The organism is Caballeronia insecticola (genome assembly GCF_000402035.1).
Taxonomy (GTDB): domain Bacteria; phylum Pseudomonadota; class Gammaproteobacteria; order Burkholderiales; family Burkholderiaceae; genus Caballeronia; species Caballeronia insecticola.
Window position 1 is genome coordinate 936,994 of record NC_021289.1, and the last position, 21,608, is coordinate 958,601.

A 21,608-nucleotide genomic window follows, 5' to 3' on the forward strand; every position below is an offset into this window, starting at 1 on the left:
CATCCCGGCGAGTTCATCGCAACGGGTCATGTCCAGTCAGCATCGTGTCGATGCGCTTCCGGAAGAATTGTGAGGGCTGATTCATTCTGCCGACGATGCACGCCGCGCGGGCGATCATGCTGTTCGATAGCGGGCCATTCGATGCGCGTTTTGGGCCATGCGCGTTTGTTACATGAACGCAAAAGTCATTTACCGGTCATGGCGTCGTTAGCCTGCACCCGTTGCTATAGACTGATTCATCGCTCGAAGTTGACGCTCGTACTAGATGAAGGTCACGGCATGAAAGTCGCCATGGTTGTGTTCGACGGTGTGCAGGCACTCGACGTTGCAGGTCCGCTCGATGTATTCGCGGAGGCCAATACACATCTGCCCTTGCATCAACGATATGAAGTCACGCTCGTCGGCTACAAGGCTGGTGTCGTGACGTGCTCGAACGGTATGCAACTGCATGTGCCGTTCGGCTTCGTCGATTCGACTATGCAGTTCGATCTGTTGCTCGTCGCCGGTGGACCGCAATTGCCCGATTGGCAGCCGCCCGACGCATTCCTCGCCTGGTTGCAAGATCAGGCCCGTGGCGCGGCGCGCTTCGGCTCCGTTTGCAATGGCGCGTTCCTGCTCGGACATGCAGGCCTCCTCGACGGCAAGCAGGCGACCACACACTGGGCGGACGCCGCGCGCCTGGCCCGCGAATTCCCGCATGCAGACGTGCAGCCCGACCGCATCTTCACGCGCGACGGACGTCTCTTCACCTCCGCGGGCGTGACGGCCGGCATCGACCTGTGTCTTTCTCTCGTGGCCGAAGACTGGGGACACGAACTGGCCGTGCATGTGGCCAAACGGCTCGTCGTCTATATTCAGCGTGAAGGCGGTCAGTCTCAGTACAGCCCTTATATCGGCGCGGGCAAGGACGAAGCGCCGATCATCGGCAAGGTGCATCAGTATGTGACGGAGCATATCGCCGATGCGCTCTCTATCGAACAACTGGCAAGCGCCGTGTCCGTCAGCCGGCGGACCTTCTCTCGCGTGTTCGCGAAGTACGCGAAAGTGACGCCATCGGCGTTCGTTGAACAGGTTCGCGTCGATACGGCAAGAAAGCTCCTCGAAGATAGCGACGCACCGCTCAAGACCGTCGCGTTCAAGTGCGGCTTTCACAGTGCCACGCATATGCGCACCACCTTCTCGCGACGCCTGAACGTTACGCCTAAGCAGTATCGTCAGCGGTTTCGCGTGGCGCCGAGTGCGCATGCCCAAGTGCATATAGATGTCGATCAACATATCGAGCAGGAAGAGCTTGCTGAACTTGCCTAACGAACTGCCGGATATTCTCGCGCCGCATCTGTCGGTGATCTTTTGCGGCATCAATCCCGGCTTGCTTGCGGCATCGACGGGCCATCACTTCGCGGGCAGAAATAACCGCTTCTGGCGCGTCGTGCATCTGGCTGGATTCACGCCCACGCAACTGAGCCCCGAAGACGATCGATCATTCCTTCGCTACGGATGCGGACTCACGACGGCGGTATCGCGTCCAACCGCGCGCGCCGATCAGTTGACGCCACTCGAAATCAAGGCGGCAGCGTCGGCGTTCGAGATCAAGATCCAACAACATGCTCCGCTATACATCGCGTTCCTCGGAAAGATGGCACTGTCCGCCATCACCGGAAAGCGCGATATCGAATGGGGACTGCAAACGGAGCCGTTCGGCGGCGCGCGTGCGTGGGTATTGCCTAACCCAAGCGGTCTGAATCGATCATTCAGCCTCGATGCACTCGTGAGTGCTTATCGCGAATTGCGTCTCGCGGTTTCATCGCTCGACGAAAACTGATCCTTCATCTGCGCGATGCGTTGCTCTTGCGGTTTGCGGGCGCACCATCCGCGCCCTGCAAATGCGCGTTCTCACGCAAGGTCTCCGTGACGAATTCCAGAAACGCGCGCACCTTGCCGCTCGCGCGCCGACGCTCCACATGAAGCACGTTCACCGGAACGGGTTCAGGCTCGAATGCAGTAAGGATCGGCCGAAGTCTGCGGCCCAGCACTTCGGGCGTCGCCTGATACGAGAGCAATTGCGTGATGCCGACTCCGTCGATGGCCGCCGACACGGCAGCAGGCGCGAGATCGACAATCATGCGCGGCTGAAGCCGCACCGGCAGCCTCGCACCCTGATCCCTGAAGACCCATTCGAGCGGATGCGTCGCGCCCGTGAAAGACACGCAATCGTGCCGAGTCAGCTCGCGCGGATGAACGGGCTCTCCACGCGCTTCGAGATAACCGGGCGACGCATAGGTACGGCGCTGCACGAAGCCGAGCGGCACGGCAAAGGTCGTCGAGTCGCCGAGATGACCGATGCGAATGGCGATATCGACGCCCTCTTCCAATAGACGCGTGGTCCGGTCGGCGTACACGGCGTTGATGCTGACGTCCGGATAACGCAGCGCAAAGGCATTCACGAGCGGCGCAACGAACCGCTGTCCGAACAGCACCGGCGCTGAAATGGTCAGCCGTCCAAGCGGATTGACGTGATAGGCCGCGATATTCGTTTCGGCATCCGTGATGGCGTCGAGCACCTTGCGACACGATTCAAGGTACGCGACGCCCGCATCCGTCGGCCGCACGGAACGCGTCGTGCGCGCGAGCAACTGAGCACCGACGCGTGCTTCGAGCGAATTGAGCGCACGCGATACTGCCGCCGTCGACAACCCCAGCTTGTCCGATGCGCCCGTCAAACTCCCGCGATCGACGATGGCCACATAGACTTCCATCTCGCGCAATCTGTCCATTCCGAGTCCCAATCCGCATGCAATGCCGCAAGCCGCGAGTGTAGGCGTAACGGAGACGAATCCGCTCGTACGTGTCTTCGAATGACCCAAAACAAAGACACATTGGCCGATAGCCAACGCGCTCGCGATTGATCGCGTTTCCGGTGGCCAACGCGTCATATTCATTGGCCCGATTCCCGCGCTGCCCGCGCTTTAACAAAGGCATCTCGTCCCCGACAATGAATTGAAGCGGCGCGTGGCGCATCGTGGTGAACAAGTGCTAAACCACAACACGCGATTTTTCAATATCACATCGTATAGCGCACTAAACCAAAGAGTCTCCTCATGTTCTCTGCAATGCTCGAAGTCAATCCCATTCCCGATCAATTCGACGCCTATCTCGGCATGGCAAAGATGCTTCGGCCCGAACTCGAAAAGATCGACGGATTCATCGACAACACCCGCTACGCAAGCCTTACGCGCGAAGGATGGCTGCTTTCGCTATCGAGTTGGCGCGACGAGAAGTCACTCGTGCGCTGGCGCACCACGACGAAGCATCACAAGATTCAGCAGGCGGCGCGCGATCGCGTCTTCTCCGATTACCGCTTGCGCATCGGGCAGATCGTCGCGGACACGCGCGTGCCCAAAGGACACGCGTTGTCCGAGCAGCGTCTGGATGCCACCGAAACCGGCATGGGCAAAGCGGTCACGTTGCTTGAAGCGAAACGCGCGCCAGACTGGCTGAAGGAAGCCGGTGCGCAAGGCGTCGCGGAATCGCTCGGTCTCGATACCCATGCGCGCGGTCTTGTCGCGTGGGACGCATTCGATGCGCTGCTGGAGCCGGGCAACGTCATCGTCGTGGCGACCTGGCCCGATCAGGCAGCCGCCGATGCGTTCGAACGCAACGCAAGCCTAGCCAGCGATGTGCGCCTGCGGCACATTCGTGTGATTCGTGAATACGGCATGTTCGACCGGCGCGAAGCACCGCAATACTTCGAAGACGTGCAACGCACCGCTTAAAGCCCCAAGGCCGTCGTGACCGGTTTCCGCTTGCCGTTTATCACGAACGGCAAGCAGGTCAACTGCAAGTTCGATTGGCCGCGACTATACTCCAAAGCATTCCAGAATAACGACGATGTCGTTTAAGGCGACGTCATGTCCTTAAAGCATCGCCTGGCAAATTTCGCACATGAAATGGCCTAAAAAGCGGCTCATTTCGGCTACATCAAGTGTCACTCGCTTCTAGAATTCCCTAAGCCGTTAAGTGGTTGCGACGCGGCCATCGGTCGAGTGCAAAGATTAAAGCAAAAGCTGGTCTCGATTCCTTGAAGCGCGCGCGGCCTCGAACGGCAAAGGCCACATGCGATGTCTGACTGAACACGAGCAGCTAGCGAACCCTTATGACCACCGTCCAATCCACGACCGCCGATCAGCAAGCGGCAACGACCGTCGCCCCGCAGCAACCCGCGCTTTCGCTCGGTCTCGCGATGGGTCTGATCGGCATGCTGCTCGCCTCGTTGCTTGCCATCCTGAACGAACAGGTCACCGCGCTGGCAATGGCCGATATTCAGGGCGCACTGTCGATCGGACATGACGACGGCACCTGGCTCACGACATTATTCGAAGCGGCCAACGTCGCGACGATGGTGTTCGCACCGTGGTTCGGCATCACTTTCACGCTCAAGCGATTCACCATCGGCGCCGTGGTCGCCACGATGTTCTTCGGCGTCCTGTGCCCGTTCGCACCGAACCTGCCGACGCTTTATACGCTGCGTGTGTTGCAAGGCATCGCGGGCGGCTGCCTTCCGCCGATGCTGATCATCGTCGCATTGCGTTATCTGCCGCCGAAGGTCAAGCTCTACGGCCTCGCCGGATATGCAATGACCGCGACATTCGGTCCGGCGCTCGGTACACCGCTCGCGGCGCTCTGGACCGAATACGTCAGCTGGAAAATGGCGTTCTGGCAGATCGTGCCGCTCGGTTTGCTGAGTTGCGTTGCGATTCAACTGGGCTTGCCGACCGATCCGCTCAAGCTCGAACGCTTTCGCGCTTTCAACTGGACGGGCTTTCTTCTCGGATGCCCCGCCGTTGCGATGCTCGTCATCGGTCTTCTGCAAGGCGATCGTCTCGACTGGTTGAACTCGGAACTGATCCGCGTGATGTTCATCGGCGGGACCGTGCTGCTCGTGGCGTTCCTCGTCAACGAATGGTTTCATCCGCTTCCGTTCTTCAAGCTCCAGCTACTCGAACGCAGAAACTTCGCGCACGGACTCACGACGCTTGTCGGTGCGGTGATTCTGTTGGTCGGCGTTGCTGCAATACCGGGTCAATATCTCGCGAGGATTCACACGTATCGCGCGTTGCAGACTACTCCCTTGTCGCTGTTGGTCGCGATTCCGCTGTTGCTCACGCTTCCGTTGACGGCGGCCGTGCTGAACCTCAAGCGTGTCGATTTTCGCTGGATTCTCGCGACCGGACTGTGCCTCATGATCGCCACGTGCGTGATGGGAAGCTACATCACATCCGAATGGGTCCGCGAGAATTTCTATTGGCTTCAGTCGCTGCAAATCGCCGCGCAGCCGATGGTCATCCTCGGCATTCTGATGGGCGTCACCACAGGTCTTCCTCCCACAGAAGGTCCGTTCGCATCGGCCATGTTCAATTCGATCAAGACGTTTTCCGCAGCTATCGCAACGGCGCTCATCGAAGGAATTGGCACGGCGCGCGAACGCTTTCATTCAAACATGCTCGTCGATCAATTTGGCAATCGTGCGCTCGTCACGAATCAAAGCATCGACTCGGGGCATGGTATCGGCGAACTCGCGCATCGCGTGCACGAGCAGGCGCTCGTGCTGATGTCCGCGGATCTCTACCGCGTGATGGCGTGCGTCGCCGTCGCCCTTCTTCTCCTTGTTCCGGTGCTTCCTGTGCGCATTTATCCGCCGTGGACCGTTACGCCGCCCCCTTCCCATTAAGGGACGAAATCCATGTCAACCTTCATCAGTTCCAATCTCAAGCTCATTCGCATCGCGGCGTTGGTCCTCGTGCTCGTCATCGTGGCGTGGGCGTGCATCAGACTGCTTTCCGATTCATCGACGCAAACCACCAACGACGCCTACGTACAGGCCGATTTCACGCTGGTCGCGCCACGCATCGCCGGGCAGATTTCCGGCGTGCTGGTCGAAGACAATCAGTCGGTCAAGGCAGGACAACTGCTGGTGCGTATCGATGACCGAGACTTTCGCGCCGCGTTGATGAGCGCACAAGCCGACGTAACCGCCGCGCACGCATCCGTCGCGAACTTCGATGCTGAAATCGCGCGACAGCCCTCGCTCGTCGACCAGGCTCGCGCGACGCTGCGCTCCGACGATGCCGCCATCGAGTTCGCGCGTGCGAACGCATCGCGTTATCAGAATCTCTCGGAGACGGGCGCGGGCACCACGCAGGAACATCAACGCGCATCGAGCACGCTTTCGCAGCAACTCGCGCAGCAGGCGCATGATCGCGCCGCATTGAAGACGACCGAGCAGAACCTGGACGTGCTGCGCGCACAACGTGACCGCTCCGCCGGGGCGCTCGCGCGTGCCGAAGCGGCATTGGAGCAGGCCAGGCTGAATCTGTCGTACACGGAGATTCATGCACCCGTCGATGGCAAGGTCGGACGGCGTTCCGCGCGCGTCGGCGCGTTCGTCACGCCCGGTGCACCGGTGCTCGCCATCGTTCCGTTGTCGAACGCTTATGTGGTCGCCAACTTTCAGGAGAATCAGATCACCCACATGCGTCCGGGCGAAAGCGTGCGCATCAAGGTCGACAGCTTTCCAGGCGTCGTGATCAAAGGCCGCGTCGACAGTCTCGCGCCTGCCACGGGCGTGAGCTTCGCGCCCATCGCGCCCGACAACGCAACGGGCAACTTCACCAAGGTCGTGCAACGCGTGCCGGTCAAGATCACGATCGATCCCGGTCAGGAAGCTGCATCGGCGTTGAGCGTGGGACTGTCCGTCGAAGCGGAAGTGGCTGTCGGCCGCCAGGGCGAGAAGCTTGCGCAAGGAGCCGATGCGAAATGAACGCGAGCGAATCTACCCTGAGTGCATTGGCGCTTGCAATACTCGCGAGCTTCGCGATGACGGGCTGCATGCTCGGACCGGACTTCGAGCATCCGAAGACGGCCACGCCGGATGTCTTCGAGCAGACCCGCGCCGCCGAGGCCGCGAGCAAAGCCGTGCAGGCCGAGTTCAACCCCGAGTGGTGGACCTTGTTCAACGATCCGGTGCTGAACGCAATGGAGCAACGGCTGGCGAGTGCCAACCTCGATGTCGCCGCGGCCTCCGCGCGTCTGCGGCAGAGCCGGGCCACGCAACGCGTCGCCGGTGCAGCAGAGTTGCCGACGCTGGATGCCGCCGCATCGTACAACCGCGAGCGCGGCAGCGAGAACGGCATTTTGTCGCTGCTCGGCGTCACGCCGTCGCAGAGTCAGCCGCAATCGGCGGCGGGGAATGCACCGCTCGGCGTCGCGGCCATTCCCGGTTCGAAGGGATCACCTGCCTATAACCTGTATCAGTTCGGTTTCGATGCATCGTGGGAACTCGACATCTGGGGCCGCGCACGACGCGGCGTCGAAGCCGCGAGCGCGTTGACGGAAGCATCGTATGAAGACCGCAACGCGATTCTGCTCTCGGCCCGCGCCGAACTGGCGCGCGATTACATCGAGTTGCGCGACACGCAATCGCTGCTCGACATCGCGAAACAGAATCTCGGCATCGGCCGCGATGCGTTGAGGCTCACGCAAATTCGCGTGCGAGAAGGCGTGACGACGGATCTCGATGTCGCCAATGCCGCCGCGCAAGTGGAGACGATCGAGAGCCTGATTCCGACGCTCGAATCGCGCCGCAGCACCACGATCAACGCGATCGGCGTGCTGCTCGGCGAACAACCGGGCGCGCTTCAGTCGATGCTTGCCGAAGCGGGCGACGTTCCGAAGCTGCCGCAACAGGTGCCTATCGGCTTTCCGTCGGAACTCGTGCAGCGGCGTCCCGACATCAAGAAGGCCGAGGCGCAGTTGCATGCGGCCACCGCGTCGATCGGCATGGCGAAGGCGGATTTCTATCCGCGCATTTCGCTCAACGGCAGCGCCGGGTTTCAAAGCCTTCAGCTTTCCAATCTCGCCGATTGGGCATCGGGGCAGTTCGTCGTCGGGCCTTCGATCACGCTGCCTATCTTCGAAGGCGGGCGTCTCAAGGGCACGCTGCAACTGCGCGAGGCACAACAGGAAGAAGCCGCGATCGTCTACAAGCACACCGTGCTCGATGCATGGCGTGAAGTCGACGACGCACTCGTCGTGTATGACGCCGAACAGCGGCGGCGTGATCGTCTCATTTCCGTGGTCGCCTACAATCAGCGCGCGCTCGGCATTGCACAGCAACGCTACAAGGCAGGCGCGCTCGATTATCTCGATGTGCTCAACGTGCAAAGGCAGTTGCTGGATGCGCAGAGCAAGCTCGAACAGAGCAAGGCGACGGCCGCCGCGAATCTCATCTCGCTGTGCAAGGCGCTCGGCGGCGGATGGGAAACGACCTTCGACGGCAATATCGCCGGCCGCTGACGCACGCGATTGGGTACGCGCATCACGCGGGCGTCGCCTGATCCAGCACCGACGCCAGGATCATCGCGCCCGCGTTGGAAGGAACGGGGCGCGGGTTCGGCCCATAGACCGCATCGCCCGGGCTGATCGCGCAGCCGCTCATCGCGCACACGCCCGCTGTGCGCGCACGCATGGCTCGCCATACCTGATCGCCGTAGCAGCAGCGCGTCGAGTCGCGCCATTCGATCGTGGCCGTGGTGGTCGAAGGACGCTCGATCAACTTGACCGCGACGCGTCCGTCGCCTGCTTGAGCAAACGGCCGCCGCGTCAAGGGCGCTTCGATGCCCGCGCCCTCATGCCACGTCGTCAACTGGAAAATCGTTTGTGCCCAGGGATCGAGGGCGATAGCGGCTTCTGCCATGTTTCAGCTCCTTATCGAAGGGATTGCGTGCGATGCGTAGCTTTAGGCTGCGTTGAGCGACGTCGTCTGCCAGTACTTCGGCGTGGCGCCGACCAGGCGCTTGAAGACCGTCGTGAAGTGCGCCTGTGAGCGAAAGCCGCAGCAGAACGCGACATCGAGAATGCTGTGTTTGGACGTGCGCAAAAGCTCCTGCGCGCGCTCGATGCGCTTCTGCAGAAGGTACTCATGCGGCCGCATGCCGGTCGCGCGGCGGAATTGCGCAGCGAAATGCATGCGCGTAAGACCGGTGCTCGCTGCGATATCCGCGAGACTGATGTTCTCCGCCAGATGCGACTCGACGAATTCCGACACGCGATTGATGCGCCATTGCGGCAGCGCCGATGGCTCGCGCCCGCGCGCGGCCGTCGACGCGAAATGACGCGCGACGAGCCGCGACACGATCGCAAGACTCACGCTGTCGATAAAGACGCGGCCCAGCGCCGTGCCTTCGGTCTTGCAAACCGCGAGCGCCTGACCGAGACGTTCGAGCGCGGGATCGCGAATCAGCTTGGGATCGTCGAGCACGATATCGCCCGCATGCGAACGTTGAAACAAGTCCTCATAGCATTCGGCCAATGTCTGTTGCGGCACGAAGAGATGCAGCACATCCATCGCCGATTCGAAACGGGCTGACACGCGCGTGCCCGGCGCAGTCACTTGCACGACGCCTGCCGGCAAGCGGCCATGAATGATCTTGCGGCCCGCGTGATGAAAGATCAGCGACGCGCACTTCAGATTCAGGCTGATGCAGTGAAACGTGCTGCTGCTTTCGTCCGTTGCTTCGAGCGGCGTTTCGCCGTGATGCAGCCAGCGCGATATGGCCATCGGTTCAGAGCGGACCGGGCCCGGGTTGCGCCATCGGTCTTCGAGTTCGATCAAGGGTACGCGCGGCGGCGTATCGGGATGCGACAGCAGGCTGAGAGTCATGATGGTTTCGTCCGATGCTAGGGTCTTGCGGCCGCCCGGAAAGCCGGCACCGCGATGACTCAAAGTTAATCAACCGGAAACGAACCGCCTAGCCGTACATAGGGTTGACTACCCTGCCCAATGGTTGCGTCAACCTATATCAAGGTTTAATTCGCGCGTTCCGCCACGCCCGCCCCGCATGCCGGCGTGCGATTCCACAAAAACGCCTCGAACCGCCGTGCAACACTGCCCCCGACTTCCCGCCCATGCGTGTGCAAGCCGCGGCGCACGCGCTCTCCTACTCAAGCTGACAGGCACTATGTGGATCGTAAAACTGGCCCTTCGCCGGCCCTACACGTTCATCGTGCTCGCCGTGCTGCTCTTCATCCTCGGGCCGCTCGCGATCATGCGCACGCCCACGGATATCTTTCCGAACATCGATATTCCGGTGGTCAGCATCGTCTGGTCGTATAACGGTTTCTCGGCCGAAGACATGGCGCATCGCATCACGTCGAACTACGAGCGCGCGCTGACGACCGATGTGGACGACATCGAGCACATCGAGTCGCAATCGCTCAACGGCGTGTCGGTGGTAAAGATCTTTTTTCATCCGGGCGCGGATATCAATCGCGCGATCGCTCAGGCCGCGTCGAATTCGGCGTCCATTCTTCGCGTGCTGCCGCCGGGCACGTTGCCGCCGAACATCATCACGTACAACGCTTCGACCGTGCCCGTGCTGCAACTGGGGCTATCCAGCAAGACGCTGCCTGAGCAGACGCTCTACGATCTCGGCAACAGCTTCATCCGCACGCAACTCGCAACGGTTCAGGGCGCGGCCGTGCCTCTGCCGTATGGCGGCAAGATTCGTCAGATCATGGTCGAGCTAGACCCGGCCAAACTTCAGGCGAAAGGACTCGCGCCCGTCGATGTAGTCAACGCCGTCAACGCGCAAAACCTCATCCTGCCGGGCGGCACGGCCAAGATCGGCGCGCGCGAATACAACGTGGAGATGAACGGCAGCACGCAGACCGTGGCCGCACTGAACGATCTGCCGATCAAGACCGTGAACGGCGGCGTCATCTATGTGCGCGATGTCGCGCATGTGATCGACGGCTTCGCGCCGCAAACCAATATCGTGCGTGCGGACGGCAAGCGCGCGGCATTGTTGCAAGTCGAGAAGACGGGCAGCGCGTCGACGCTCACGATCATCGCTCAAGTGAAAGCGATGCTGCCGAAGATCGCCGCTGGTCTGCCCAAGGCGCTCAAGATCACGCCGCTATCCGATCAGTCGGTGTTCGTGAAGTCGGCGATCTCAGGCGTGGTGCGCGAAGCGTTGATCGCAGCCTGCCTCACTGCGGTGATGATCCTGCTCTTTCTCGGCAGCTGGCGCGCGACGCTGATCATTGCGGTATCGATTCCGCTTGCCGTGCTCACGTCGCTGATCGCGCTCAGTGCGCTTGGGCAGACGCTCAACATCATGACGCTCGGCGGCCTGGCGCTTGCGGTCGGCATTCTCGTCGACGATGCAACAGTCGCCATCGAAAACATCACGCATCATCTGGAGAACGGTGAACCACTTCACGATGCGATCCTGAACGGCTCCGGCGAGATTGCCGTGCCGACCTTCGTCTCGACGCTCTCCATCTGCATCGTCTTCATACCGATGTTCCTGCTCTCGGGCGTGGCGCGCTATCTGTTCGTGCCGTTGGCCGAGGCCGTGATCTTCGCGATGTGCGCGTCGTACTTCTTCTCGCGCACGCTCATCCCGACGCTCGCGATGTATCTCATGCGCGCGCCCTCGCATACGCCCACGAAGATCCACGGCGTGACTGGTGCATTGAGGCGCTTCCAGTCGGCATTCGAGCGGCGCTTCGAAGCACTGCGCGTGCGCTATCGCAACGTGCTGCAAACGGCTATCGAAAAGCGGCGCCGCTTCGTGCCGATATGGCTCGCACTATGTCTTGCATCGCTCGTGCTCGTGCCGTTCGAGGGCCGCAATTTCTTTCCTTCCGTCGATACGGGAGAGATACGGCTGCACTTGCGCGCGCCCACGGGAACGCGCATCGAAGAGACGGCGCGCATCACGGATGAAGTCGAAGCGAAGATCCGCAGCGTGATTCCCGCGAACGAACAGGCCGCCGTGCTCGATAACATCGGCGTGCCGGTGAGCGGCATCAATCTGACTTACGATTCGTCGGACCCGATCGGTCCAGAAGACGCCGATATCCTCATCACACTCGCGCCGCAGCACAAGCCCACTGCGCAATATGTCGCGCGTCTGCGCAACGTGCTGAACGCAGCGTTTCCCGGCGTGAGCTTCGCGTTTCTGCCCGCCGATATCGTCAGCCAGATTCTGAACTTCGGCTTGCCCGCGCCGATCGACGTGCAAATCGTCGGCAACAAGCTCGCTGAAAATCGTGCGGTCGCAAACCGTCTGCTCGATGAGATGCGCGGCGTGCGCGGCCTCGTCGATGCACGCATCCAGCAGCCCGGCGATGAACCGACGATCGACGTGAACGTGGATCGCACGAAGGCGATGCAAGCCGGGCTTACGCAACGCGATGTCGCGCAGAATCTGCTGATCGCGTTGTCCGGCAGTTCGCAGACGACGCCGAACTTCTGGCTCGATCCGAAGAACGGCGTGAGCTATCCGTTGATGGCCGAAGTGCCGCAGTACGACATTCACTCGCTGCAAACGCTCGACAACATTCCGCTGACTACCAAGGACGTATCCGCCGATCCGCAGAATCAGCTGGGCACGCTCGGCACTACATCGCGCAGCGTGCAGCAGGCTGTCGTGTCGCACTACAACGTGCAGCCTGTGCTCGATATCTTCGCATCGACGCAGTCTCGCGATCTCGGCGGCGTGGCCTCCGACGTAACCCGGCTCGTCGATGCCGAACGCGCGCACTTGCCGCCGGGATCGTCGATCGTGATTCGCGGACAGGTGCAATCGATGAACGAATCGTTCACGGGACTGGGCTTCGGCCTCGTCTTCGCAATCGCGCTCGTCTATCTGCTGATGGTCGTGAACTTTCAGTCGTGGATCGATCCGCTCATCATCATCAGTGGCCTGCCCGGCTCCATGGCAGGCATCGCGTGGATGTTGTTCGCCACGCAGACCACGCTCTCCGTGCCCGCGCTCACGGGCGCGATCCTGTGCATCGGCATCGCCACGGCGAACAGCATTCTCGTCATCAACAGCGCGCGCGATGCGTTGCAGAGCGGCACGGCGCCGCTCGCCGCCGCACTCGATGCAGGGTTCAACCGCTTCCGTCCCGTACTGATGACGGCGCTGGCGATGCTCATCGGCATGTTGCCGATGGCGCTCGGTTTAGGCGATGGCGGCGAGCAGAACGCGCCGCTCGGACGCGCGGTGATCGGCGGTCTCGCCATCGGTACGTTGTCCACGCTCGTGTTCGTGCCGGTCGTGTTCGGCATGGTGCATGGCTGGCTCGCGCAGCGTCGCCGCAAGGAACCGCTTCGTCTCGAATCTGCTTCAAGCGTCGAATAAGGAATATCGAATGGACTCGCCAATTCGTTCTTCAAACGGCAAGCGCATGCCCAGGCTTGCAATCGCGATCGGCTGTGTGGCCGCTGCATTGCTCACCATAGGCATCGTGCCGCGCCTGCATGCGCGCGCTGCGCAGACGCATCAGGTCGATGAGCAGCGCGAGCCGGTCGTCGCGACGATCGCGCCCACGCATGCGCCCGCCACGCAGGAATTGCTTTTGCCTGCATCGGTGATGCCGTGGGCCGATGCATCGATCTACGCGCGCACGAGCGGTTATGTGCAGCAGTGGTACGCCGATATCGGCGCGCATGTGCATGCGGGGCAAGTGCTCGCCCGCATCGAAACGCCCGAACTCGACGCGCATCTGCAACAGGCTCGCGCCGATGCCGCGATGGCGCAAGCGGATTATCGCTTTGCGAGCAGCACGGCCGCGCGCTGGCAAACCATGTTGCAAACGCAGTCCGTCTCGCCGCAAGACGCCGACGCCAAGACCAGCGACAGCGACGCGAAACACGCGGCCTTGCAGGCGAAACAAGCGGACGTCACGCAACTCGAAGAGATGGCGTCGTACCAGAAGGTCACCGCGCCCTTCGATGGCGTGATTACCGTGCGCAACGTGGACGTAGGGTCGCTTGTCACCGCGGGCGGCGCGCCGGGACTCGCGGGCATGCCGGGCGAGCTGATGCATATCGAGCAGACGGATCGGCTGCGTGTCTTCGTCGATGTGCCGCAGGACGCGGCCGCGAGCGTGAAGCCCGGCATGCCCGTATGGCTCACGACGCAGCAATATCCCGGCCGGCGCTTTACCGCGACGGTCGCGCGCAGCGCGGACGCGATCGATCCGGTGAGCCGGACCTTGCGCGTCGAAGCGGACATCGACAATCACGATGGCGCGCTGATGCCGGGCGCGTATGCCGAGTTGCATCTATCGCTCGCGAGCGCCGCGCCCGAGCTTCAGTTGCCGGCCAGCGCGCTGCTGTTCCGGCCCGATGGCGTGACCGTCGCCGTGCTCGGCAGCGATGGTCGGGCCAAGCTCAAGAAGGTCACCATCGGCCGCGACTTCGGCATCTATGTCGAAATATCGACGGGACTCAACGCGAACGATCGCGTGATCGACAACCCGAGCGATTCGATCCGCGACGGCGAAGCGCTCCGCACCGCTAGCCCAGCGTAAATGGACTTTTATCATGCCCCACACTTCGGCTGCGCCCGTTCGCGCGATGCTTGCCGCATGTCTCGCCGGCGCCCTCGCCGCGTGCACGACCCTGCCGCGCTACAGCGCGCCCGCCATCGACGTTCCCGCGCAGTATGCGGCCGCGCAGCCTTCCGCGGGCTGGACCGTCGCCGCACCCGCGGATGACGCGCCGCGCGGCGCATGGTGGACCGTATTCGGCGACCACGATCTCGATCAGTTGGAAGCACGCGTCGACGTATCGAATCACTCGTTGAAGAAGGCCGTCGCGCAATTGCAGGCGGCGCGCGCACTGGTCGATTATCAGCGCGCGGGTTATGCGCCCACCGTGAGCGCGGGCGTCGCGCAGCAGCGCTTTCGCACGTCGCAGAACCTTCAGCATCGCTCGCTTGCGGGCAAGACGGTGCCCGATTATTCGACGGGCCTCGCCGCAAGCTGGGAGCCGGATTTGTTCGGCCGCGTGAAAGACGCCACTTTGCAGGCACACGACAACGCGCAGGCAAGCCAGGCCGATCTCGAAGCGGTGCGCTTGTCGGTGACGAGCGAACTAGCCGCCGATTACTTCGATCTGCGCTCGCTCGATCGGCAAAAGAAGCTGCTCGACGACACCGTGACCGCATACGCATCCGCGCTGCACATCCTTCAGCAACGGCTCGCCGATGGCGCCATCGATGCATCCGCCGTCGCGCAAGCGCAAACGCAACTGGAAAGCGCGCGCACACAGGATCGCGACATCGACGTGAAACGCACGCAACTTCAGGACGCGATTGCAACACTGTGCGGCGTGCCCGCTTCCACGTTCACGCTCGCGCCCAACACCGCGCTATCGACGTTGCCGCAGATTCCTGCGGGCGTGCCGTCCGAACTGCTCGAACGCCGACCCGATATCGCTGCGGCCGAACGGCGTGTCGCGGCTGCCAATGCGCGCGTCGGCGTGGCGCATGCGGCGTTTTATCCGGATCTCACGTTATCGGCGTCGGCGGGTTTGGAGAGCACGTTCTTCGCGCCCTGGCTCACGGCGTCGAGTCTGTTCTGGTCGCTCGGCGCGCAACTGACAGGCACGCTCTTCGATGGCGGACGCCGCGACGCCGCGCTCGCGCATGCGCAGGCGCAGTACGAAGGCGCGGTCGCCGATTATCGGCAAACGGTGCTCAGTTCGTTTCAGGAAGTCGAAGACGACATGAGCGCGATCGATACGCTCGCACAGGAAGCGCAGAGCCAGCAGCGCGCGACGGCCGCCGCCGAACTATCGCTCACGCTCGCGAAGAATCGCTATCAGGCGGGCGCTGCGGACTATCTGGAGGTTGCCAGTGCGCAGACCATCGCGCTCGAAAACGAACGCCAGAGCGAAACGATCGACGCGCGCCGCTTCGATGCAAGCGTCCATCTGCTCAAGGCGCTCGGCGGCGGATGGAACCGCGCGGCGCTCGGTGGCGCGGACATCGCCGGGCGATAACACCTTGGTATGAGCGCGTCACACGGCGGCATGACATGACTCATGCGCGAGTCGCATACGCCGCATATAGACGGCTGCTTTATCGGCGAATCCTGCACGCGAACGTTTAGGCGCTGCAACCTTGGTTGAAGCAGGAACGCTCCTTCGTAGGTGTAGTCGCCGGGCGAGCGAGCCGATACATTGTCATCACGGTCGCGATACGCAAATAAGCAGATACACAGAAACCAGCAAGCGTCGCTCGATGCGGCGGCTCACGGCCCGGTACAGGAGTGAAAACATTTTTGTTTGCTTCGTATAGCTAATCATCTTCTCAAGGAGTTCACCATGAAAAAGTATCTCGTTTGCCTGACCCTCGCCGCCACCACGCTTGCCGCTCCGGCGTTCGCGTTTGCGCAGTCGAACGGTCCCGTCACGCGTGCCGAAGTGCGTGCCGATCTCGTCGCAGTCGAAAAGGCCGGCTATAACCCGGCAATCGCAAGCGATGCGTACTACCCGTCGGACATCCAGGCCGCCGAAGCGAAGGTCGCCGCGCAGCAAGGCGCCAGCGCCGCACAAGCATATGGCGGTGCACAGACCGGCACGAGCGCTTCGGGCGTCGGGAAGCATGTCGCCGCGAAGAACAACTGCGTCGGACCGGTCGACTTCTGCCAGCCGTATTTCGGCAGCTGATCCACGTGTCCGGATTGCTGATCTCTCAATGCCTCAAGCGGAGTTTTTCATGAAGCGTATCTTGCAAGCAGCCTCGGTTCTGGCGTTGTCCGCCGGTGTTTTCGCATCGACGAACGCGCTGGCTCAGGATGCCGCGCACGCACCGGTCAAGAACATCGTCCTCGTGCATGGCGCGTGGGTCGATGGCTCGGGATGGAAGCCGGTCTACGACATCCTCACCAAGGACGGCTACCACGTCACGCTGGTTCAGGAGCCCCTGACCTCGTTCGACGCCGATGTCACCGCAACCAAGCGCGTCCTCGATCTGCAGGACGGCCCGACGATTCTGGTCGGCCATAGCTACGGCGGCTCGGTCATCACCGAGGCGGGCGTCGATCCGCATGTCGCGGGACTCGTCTATGTCGCGGCGCACGCGCCGAACGTGGGCGAAGACGAAGGCGCGCTCGGCAAGAAGACGCCCAGCTTCCTTGCGAAGCAGACGGGCGCGGTGGAAAAAACCGCGGACGGCTACACGTATCTGAACCCGGCGGTGTTCCCGAAGGACTTCGCAGCGGATCTGCCGCTCAAGCAGGCGCAGTTCGAATCGCATTCGCAGATCCTCACGGCGGCGCAAGTCTTCACGACGCCGCTGACCGCAGCGGCATGGACGACGAAGCCGAGCTGGGGCATCGTCGCGGGCGACGACAAGATCATCAATCCGGATCTGGAACGCTGGTACTACGAACGCGCGCACAGCCACATGACGGTGATTCCCGGCGCGAGCCATTCCGTCTACGAATCGCGGCCCAAGCAAGTGGCGGCGGTCATCGAAGATGCGGCGAAGCACGCTGTGCAGTAAGCGACAATTGAAAGCTGGCGCGCGGCGCTCGTGGATGTATCACGGGCGCCGCGCGCTTTCGTCTGCATTTTTGCTTGGAACACGGCGTTTCGTTCTTGCCGCTTCACCCGTCGATGCCGTATAAATTGTCTGGCCGCGCCTGGAGCATACGCCGCGTCCCCATCAGGCATGAATGATCAGACAGAGGAAGCGATGGTTCGTCTCGTGATGATTCTTCTCGGCGTCGATTACCTGCGCACGCGCTGGCGCACGCTGCTGACGCTCGGCCTCTTCAGCATCCTGCTCGGCGGGGTCATCTTCACGGACGCGCTCGACGGCTCCCTGTACTTCCCCATCATGCCCTTCGCGCTGCTGATGCTGCTCGAAGGACTCGCCACGCTCGCGGTGGCGTGGACCGGCATGGGCGGACAGCGCACGCTGCGCTACGTAAAAGGCACGACGTTCTGCCTTTCGGCGCTGCTCGTGCTGATTGGCGGCGAGCACGGCAACTTCGTGCTGTCGCTCATCTTCGGCACGCTCTTTCTCGTCGATGGCGCGTTGCAGATCATCTCGGCGCGCGTGGTCCGCTTCCGCAGATGGCGGCTCGCGACGGCGGGCGGCGTGCTCGAAATCGCCATCGCGATCTTCTTTTATCAGCCGTATCCAGACCATTACGCGGGCACCGTGGCGTACTGCGTCGCGTTCGGGCTTTTCTTCGGCGGCTGGAACATGATTCTGCTTGCGGCGCGCGTGCGTCGCATGGCGGCGAATCCCGCTGTCGAAGAGGACGCGGCCTCCGCCGCGCTGAACGCAAGTGCGGCTTCTGCTTCCGTTGCAGGCACCGTGTACGACGGCCCGCCGGGCCCCGACGAAGCGGCACTGACCGTGCATGTCTGGACGCCCGTCGGCACCGCGAAGACGCAGGCGAAGCGGCAATTGATCGTCGACCGCTATATTGCCGCCATCGACAGGAACGGGACCATTTCGACGGGTCACGCCGCGCTGGAGTCGCCCGAAGGCGTGTATATCAGCCTGTATCCGGCGGTCGAGATCGACCGTTCGCCGAACGAGTTCTCACGCACGCTGCGCGCGACGCGCGAGAACGATGTCCCCGGCCTCTTCCAGCCCGACTACGCGACGGAATCGAAGGCATGGTGCCCGTCGACGCAGCAGGTGCGCATCCGCAATTACGATCCGGGACGGCTTGCGCGCTTCTGGAACGAGTATCGCCGCGACGAGACCTATAACCTCACCTATCGCAACTGTTCGAGCACCGTGGCGCGCGCGCTGGAAGCCGCGATAGAAGGCGCGTCCGCGCGCGTGTGGGGCACGGGCGGCGGATGGCGGCCGCTGGTGCGCATCATGACGACGCCCGAACTGTGGGTCGCCGCGCAGGTGCGCAAACGCGCCGCCACGATGGCGTGGACGCCGGGTCTCACGCTCGACTATGCGCGCGCGCTCAGCATGCTCGCGGACCCGCGTCCGTCGGGCTGGGTGAAGATGGCGCGCATTGCGCTGGCGACGATGTATCGCTCGCGGCAACGCTGGCGCGCCGAGGAACATGCCGCCGCACAGGCGCGCGAAACGGCTTCAGCCACGATGGACTGAGCCGCGCGCTTTCACTGCTCGCGCACTTTCTCGACGGCCTTGCGCGAGCGTCCCGTACGCGAAGACGACTTGCGCGCAGGCTTCGCAGGCCGCGCCTCCGCGACTACGGCTTCCGCGGGCGCGGGCGCTTCGACTTCCTGCGGAACATCGACAGGCGCCGGTTTTTTCGCTGCGGTCTTGCGCGCACGACGCGGCGCGGGCGTCTTTTTCTTCTTCGGCTCGACCGGCAGCGCTTCGGGCGCCTCACGTTCCGCGACGGCGCGTGACTCCTGCGCGGACTTGTGATGAACGTTCCCGCTGACTTCGGTTTCTCGCGGTGCGCTCGCCGTCTCGGCTTGCCTGATATCGGCCGCGCTCGCCTGCACTGAGCGATAGACGAACGAGCCGGATTTATCGTCGCGTCCGACTTCGAGCAGACCGCGCGATTGCGCTTCATCGAGCAGATTGCCGAACGCCCTGAAGCCGTATTGCGCTTCGCTGAAGCCCGGCTTGCGGCGCTTGATCGCGCTCTTGAGCACCGATGCCCAGATCTTGCCGCTCTCGCCGCGCTCCGACGCCAGCGCCTCGAACGTTTCGACCGCGAACGCAATGGCCTGCGACTTGCGCGATTCCATTTCCTGCTTCGGCTGACGCTCTTCGTCGGAGGCGCGTCGTGCTTCGCGCGTTTCGCGGGCGATGGCGCGTTGCTGCTCGCGCACGAGATCGTCGTAGAAGATGAATTCGTCGCAATTGGCGACGAGCAGATCCGATGTCGATTGCTTCACGCCGATACCGATCACCTTCTTCGCGTTCTCGCGCAGCTTCGAGACCAGCGGCGAGAAATCCGAGTCTCCGCTGATGATGACGAAGGTATCGACATGCGATTTCGTGTAGCAGAGATCGAGCGCATCGACGACGAGCCGGATATCGGCCGAGTTCTTGCCCGACTGCCGCACATGCGGTATTTCGATGAGTTCGAAACTGGCCTCGTGCATCGAGGCCTTGAAGCCCTTGTAACGATCCCAGTCGCAATACGCTTTCTTGACGACGATGCTTCCCTTCAGCAACAGGCGTTCAAGCACGGGTCTGATATCGAATTTTTCGTACTTCGCATCGCGAACGCCCAACGCGACGTTCTCGAAATCACAGAACAACGCCATGCTGACGCTTTCCTGAAGTCCAGCCATACAGTTCTCCGGCTCATGTGGCACAGGTTGAATACGCACATGATAGCGTGCCGGACCGTACGGCTCCGTCCGGCGTCAAATCCAGATATCGTTGGGCGCGGTGCGCTCGCTGTGCGTGGCGCCCGTATTCACCACGCCGCGCGGCTCGATCAGCAATATCTTCACTTCGCCCGCGGCATAGGGTTTGTGCTCCACGCCTTTAGGCACGACGCCGATTTCGCCCGCGCGCAGATGCATCGCGCCGTCGCGAAAGTCGATTCGCAGTTCGCCTTCGAGCACGATGAAGGTTTCATCCGTGTCCGCGTGACTGTGCCAGATGAAATCGCCTTCGACGCGCGCGACCTTGAACTGGTAATCGTTCATTTCGGCAATCACGCGCTGTTGCCAGAAGCCTTCGATTCGACTCGCTTTGTCGAGAGGATCGATTGCGATGCGCTGACCGCGCGAAGAGGGAATGGACGACATGATGTGCTCCGTATCAATGACGATGAACGAAGCCCAGCGTAACGTCCGCATCATGCGCGCGTCTTGAACGATCGTGCAACCGTTCAGCGCAATGCGATGCCGCCCGCCAGCGCACGCCAGCGCGCGGGCGGCATGCCGTAGGCCTGCGTGAACTGCCGCGTCATATGACTTTGATCCGCGAAGCCCGCATACGCGGCGACATCGGCGAGCGGCGTGCCGGCAAGCATGAGACGCCGCGCGAGATCGAGACGGCGCATTGTCAGATATCGATACGGGCTCGTGCCGTAGAACTTGCGGAAATCGCGCGATAACGCGAAACGATCGCGCCCCGTCACGCGTTCCAGTTCGTCAAGCGTAATGACGCGCTCGCAATTCGCATGCAGAAAATCGTGCGCGCGCACGGCACTCGCGTAATCGCCGCTACCAGCAACGCTTCCGGCTCCCGACGCCTGAGCGAGCGCCAGCGCCAGTTCCGTCAGCGCATCGTGTTGTTCGAGCGGTTCGAGCGGCGGCAGCGCGCCTTCGGTCCGTTGCAGCAGGGCTTCGGTTGCGCGCGACACGCGTGAATCGGTGGTGACGCCGCCTTCGATGAACGGCAGCGCCCGGCCGCCGAGAATCGCCTGAATCAGCGCCGGATCGACGTATAGCATGCGATAGCGAAAGCCTTCGCCGGTGCCCGCCTGACCGTCGTGTGGCTCGTCGGGATGCAGGACCATCGTGTGTCCCGCCACGCTGTGACGCAGCCCGCGCCGGTAGTTGAAGCTCTGCACGCCCGCGAGCGTGCGGCCGATCGCATAGGTGTCGTGGCGATGCATGCCGTAAGCCTTGCCGCCGAACCACGCCTCGATCCGTTCGATACCTTCTGTCGGTTCCGCGCGCCGCACCCAGTCCGATGCCGCTGCCTTGTTGCGATCGTTCATGTCGAGTCAATCCAGTGCCGATGTCATCGCCCGGTTTCATACTAGCCGATGCGCACCGTCGTCGTGCATGGAAGTTCTGTCTCAAGCAACGCTTGATCGGGCCG

18 protein-coding genes are annotated in these 21,608 nt (G+C 62.3%); 12 read left to right on the plus strand and 6 right to left on the minus strand.

Going from position 1 to position 21,608, the window contains the following annotated elements:
• Window positions 1-279 precede the first annotated feature (279 nt).
• Window positions 280-1,308 (plus strand): GlxA family transcriptional regulator, encoded by a 1,029-nt coding sequence (locus BRPE64_RS28910; protein WP_016348540.1) that lies wholly within the window; start codon window positions 280-282, stop codon window positions 1,306-1,308.
• Window positions 1,262-1,822, plus strand: a complete 561-nt coding sequence (gene mug, locus BRPE64_RS28915) for a G/U mismatch-specific DNA glycosylase (RefSeq protein ID WP_084675881.1) — start codon at window positions 1,262-1,264, stop codon at window positions 1,820-1,822. The genes BRPE64_RS28910 and mug overlap by 47 nt, the downstream gene beginning before the upstream one ends.
• A gap of 4 nt (window positions 1,823-1,826) precedes the next feature.
• Here the strand turns inward: mug and BRPE64_RS28920 are convergent, their stop codons facing one another.
• Entirely contained in the window at window positions 1,827-2,774 is a 948-nt protein-coding gene (locus BRPE64_RS28920) for a LysR family transcriptional regulator (RefSeq protein WP_051180568.1), read from the minus strand.
• A 324-nt stretch (window positions 2,775-3,098) separates the two neighbouring features.
• Here BRPE64_RS28920 and BRPE64_RS28925 point away from each other — a divergent pair, with 324 nt between their 5' ends.
• From BRPE64_RS28925 to BRPE64_RS28940, 4 genes are all read left to right on the plus strand, one after another.
• On the plus strand, window positions 3,099-3,773 hold the full coding sequence (locus BRPE64_RS28925) for an antibiotic biosynthesis monooxygenase family protein (protein WP_016348543.1): 675 nt from the start codon (window positions 3,099-3,101) through the stop codon (window positions 3,771-3,773).
• Window positions 3,774-4,153: 380 nt separating this feature from the next.
• Window positions 4,154-5,728 carry an MFS transporter gene (locus tag BRPE64_RS28930; RefSeq protein WP_016348544.1) on the plus strand — a complete coding sequence of 525 codons (1,575 nt, stop codon included), beginning with the start codon at window positions 4,154-4,156 and terminating at the stop codon, window positions 5,726-5,728.
• 12 nt (window positions 5,729-5,740) lie between these two features.
• Window positions 5,741-6,817 carry an HlyD family secretion protein gene (locus BRPE64_RS28935; RefSeq protein WP_016348545.1) on the plus strand — a complete coding sequence of 359 codons (1,077 nt, stop codon included), beginning with the start codon at window positions 5,741-5,743 and terminating at the stop codon, window positions 6,815-6,817.
• Window positions 6,814-8,352, plus strand: coding sequence for an efflux transporter outer membrane subunit (locus tag BRPE64_RS28940; RefSeq protein ID WP_044043540.1), 1,539 nt, complete (start codon window positions 6,814-6,816; stop codon window positions 8,350-8,352). Before BRPE64_RS28935 ends, BRPE64_RS28940 begins: the two co-directional genes overlap by 4 nt.
• A 22-nt stretch (window positions 8,353-8,374) precedes the next feature.
• Here BRPE64_RS28940 and BRPE64_RS28945 read toward each other — a convergent pair whose 3' ends face one another.
• Together BRPE64_RS28945 and BRPE64_RS28950 are read right to left on the minus strand one after the other, a co-directional pair.
• Window positions 8,375-8,752 (minus strand): DUF3331 domain-containing protein, encoded by a 378-nt coding sequence (locus tag BRPE64_RS28945; protein WP_016348547.1) that lies wholly within the window; start codon window positions 8,750-8,752, stop codon window positions 8,375-8,377.
• Window positions 8,753-8,794: 42 nt separating this feature from the next.
• Entirely contained in the window at window positions 8,795-9,718 is a 924-nt protein-coding gene (locus BRPE64_RS28950) for a helix-turn-helix domain-containing protein (protein WP_044043850.1), read from the minus strand.
• A 298-nt stretch (window positions 9,719-10,016) separates the two neighbouring features.
• On the opposite strand from BRPE64_RS28950, the gene BRPE64_RS28955 reads away from it, so the two are divergent.
• The 6 genes from BRPE64_RS28955 (at window position 10,017) to BRPE64_RS28980 (ending at window position 18,953) form a co-directional block, all read left to right on the plus strand.
• Entirely contained in the window at window positions 10,017-13,211 is a 3,195-nt protein-coding gene (locus tag BRPE64_RS28955; protein WP_016348549.1) for an efflux RND transporter permease subunit, read from the plus strand.
• A gap of 10 nt (window positions 13,212-13,221) precedes the next feature.
• Window positions 13,222-14,385, plus strand: a complete 1,164-nt coding sequence (locus BRPE64_RS28960) for an efflux RND transporter periplasmic adaptor subunit (protein WP_016348550.1) — start codon at window positions 13,222-13,224, stop codon at window positions 14,383-14,385.
• Window positions 14,386-14,398: 13 nt separating this feature from the next.
• Window positions 14,399-15,859, plus strand: coding sequence for an efflux transporter outer membrane subunit (locus BRPE64_RS28965; protein ID WP_044043541.1), 1,461 nt, complete (start codon window positions 14,399-14,401; stop codon window positions 15,857-15,859).
• 324 nt (window positions 15,860-16,183) lie between these two features.
• Window positions 16,184-16,528 carry a DUF4148 domain-containing protein gene (locus tag BRPE64_RS28970; protein ID WP_016348553.1) on the plus strand — a complete coding sequence of 115 codons (345 nt, stop codon included), beginning with the start codon at window positions 16,184-16,186 and terminating at the stop codon, window positions 16,526-16,528.
• A 49-nt stretch (window positions 16,529-16,577) separates the two neighbouring features.
• A complete protein-coding gene (locus BRPE64_RS28975) occupies window positions 16,578-17,366 on the plus strand; it encodes an alpha/beta hydrolase (protein ID WP_044043852.1) in 789 nt (262 codons plus the stop codon).
• A 192-nt stretch (window positions 17,367-17,558) separates the two neighbouring features.
• Window positions 17,559-18,953 carry an HdeD family acid-resistance protein gene (locus BRPE64_RS28980; protein WP_044043854.1) on the plus strand — a complete coding sequence of 465 codons (1,395 nt, stop codon included), beginning with the start codon at window positions 17,559-17,561 and terminating at the stop codon, window positions 18,951-18,953.
• 11 nt (window positions 18,954-18,964) lie between these two features.
• Here the strand turns inward: BRPE64_RS28980 and BRPE64_RS28985 are convergent, their stop codons facing one another.
• The 3 genes from BRPE64_RS28985 to BRPE64_RS28995 form a co-directional block, all read right to left on the minus strand.
• Complete coding sequence (locus tag BRPE64_RS28985) at window positions 18,965-20,119, minus strand: NYN domain-containing protein (RefSeq protein ID WP_016348557.1); 1,155 nt, start codon at window positions 20,117-20,119, stop codon at window positions 18,965-18,967.
• A gap of 75 nt (window positions 20,120-20,194) precedes the next feature.
• Window positions 20,195-20,584: a cupin domain-containing protein gene (locus BRPE64_RS28990; RefSeq protein WP_044043855.1), complete on the minus strand. Its 390-nt coding sequence runs from the start codon at window positions 20,582-20,584 to the stop codon at window positions 20,195-20,197.
• Window positions 20,585-20,667: 83 nt separating this feature from the next.
• Complete coding sequence (locus BRPE64_RS28995) at window positions 20,668-21,504, minus strand: AraC family transcriptional regulator (protein WP_016348559.1); 837 nt, start codon at window positions 21,502-21,504, stop codon at window positions 20,668-20,670.
• Between the last annotated feature and the right edge of the window lie 104 nt (window positions 21,505-21,608).

What these genes read in the sequence shown, in the direction of transcription:
- BRPE64_RS28910 (WP_016348540.1), top strand. Translation starts at nt 280, where the DNA reads ATGAAAGTCGCCATGGTTGTGTTCGACGGTGTGCAGGCACTCGACGTT.
- BRPE64_RS28975 (WP_044043852.1), top strand. Translation starts at nt 16,578, where the DNA reads ATGAAGCGTATCTTGCAAGCAGCCTCGGTTCTGGCGTTGTCCGCCGGT.
- BRPE64_RS28995 (WP_016348559.1), bottom strand. Translation starts at nt 21,504, where the DNA reads ATGAACGATCGCAACAAGGCAGCGGCATCGGACTGGGTGCGGCGCGCG.
- BRPE64_RS28970 (WP_016348553.1), top strand. Translation starts at nt 16,184, where the DNA reads ATGAAAAAGTATCTCGTTTGCCTGACCCTCGCCGCCACCACGCTTGCC.
- BRPE64_RS28935 (WP_016348545.1), top strand. Translation starts at nt 5,741, where the DNA reads ATGTCAACCTTCATCAGTTCCAATCTCAAGCTCATTCGCATCGCGGCG.
- BRPE64_RS28925 (WP_016348543.1), top strand. Translation starts at nt 3,099, where the DNA reads ATGTTCTCTGCAATGCTCGAAGTCAATCCCATTCCCGATCAATTCGAC.
- BRPE64_RS28960 (WP_016348550.1), top strand. Translation starts at nt 13,222, where the DNA reads ATGGACTCGCCAATTCGTTCTTCAAACGGCAAGCGCATGCCCAGGCTT.
- BRPE64_RS28950 (WP_044043850.1), bottom strand. Translation starts at nt 9,718, where the DNA reads ATGACTCTCAGCCTGCTGTCGCATCCCGATACGCCGCCGCGCGTACCC.
- mug (WP_084675881.1), top strand. Translation starts at nt 1,262, where the DNA reads ATGTCGATCAACATATCGAGCAGGAAGAGCTTGCTGAACTTGCCTAAC.
- BRPE64_RS28990 (WP_044043855.1), bottom strand. Translation starts at nt 20,584, where the DNA reads ATGTCGTCCATTCCCTCTTCGCGCGGTCAGCGCATCGCAATCGATCCT.
- BRPE64_RS28980 (WP_044043854.1), top strand. Translation starts at nt 17,559, where the DNA reads ATGGTTCGTCTCGTGATGATTCTTCTCGGCGTCGATTACCTGCGCACG.
- BRPE64_RS28985 (WP_016348557.1), bottom strand. Translation starts at nt 20,119, where the DNA reads ATGGCTGGACTTCAGGAAAGCGTCAGCATGGCGTTGTTCTGTGATTTC.
- BRPE64_RS28965 (WP_044043541.1), top strand. Translation starts at nt 14,399, where the DNA reads ATGCCCCACACTTCGGCTGCGCCCGTTCGCGCGATGCTTGCCGCATGT.
- BRPE64_RS28920 (WP_051180568.1), bottom strand. Translation starts at nt 2,774, where the DNA reads ATGGACAGATTGCGCGAGATGGAAGTCTATGTGGCCATCGTCGATCGC.
- BRPE64_RS28930 (WP_016348544.1), top strand. Translation starts at nt 4,154, where the DNA reads ATGACCACCGTCCAATCCACGACCGCCGATCAGCAAGCGGCAACGACC.
- BRPE64_RS28945 (WP_016348547.1), bottom strand. Translation starts at nt 8,752, where the DNA reads ATGGCAGAAGCCGCTATCGCCCTCGATCCCTGGGCACAAACGATTTTC.
- BRPE64_RS28955 (WP_016348549.1), top strand. Translation starts at nt 10,017, where the DNA reads ATGTGGATCGTAAAACTGGCCCTTCGCCGGCCCTACACGTTCATCGTG.
- BRPE64_RS28940 (WP_044043540.1), top strand. Translation starts at nt 6,814, where the DNA reads ATGAACGCGAGCGAATCTACCCTGAGTGCATTGGCGCTTGCAATACTC.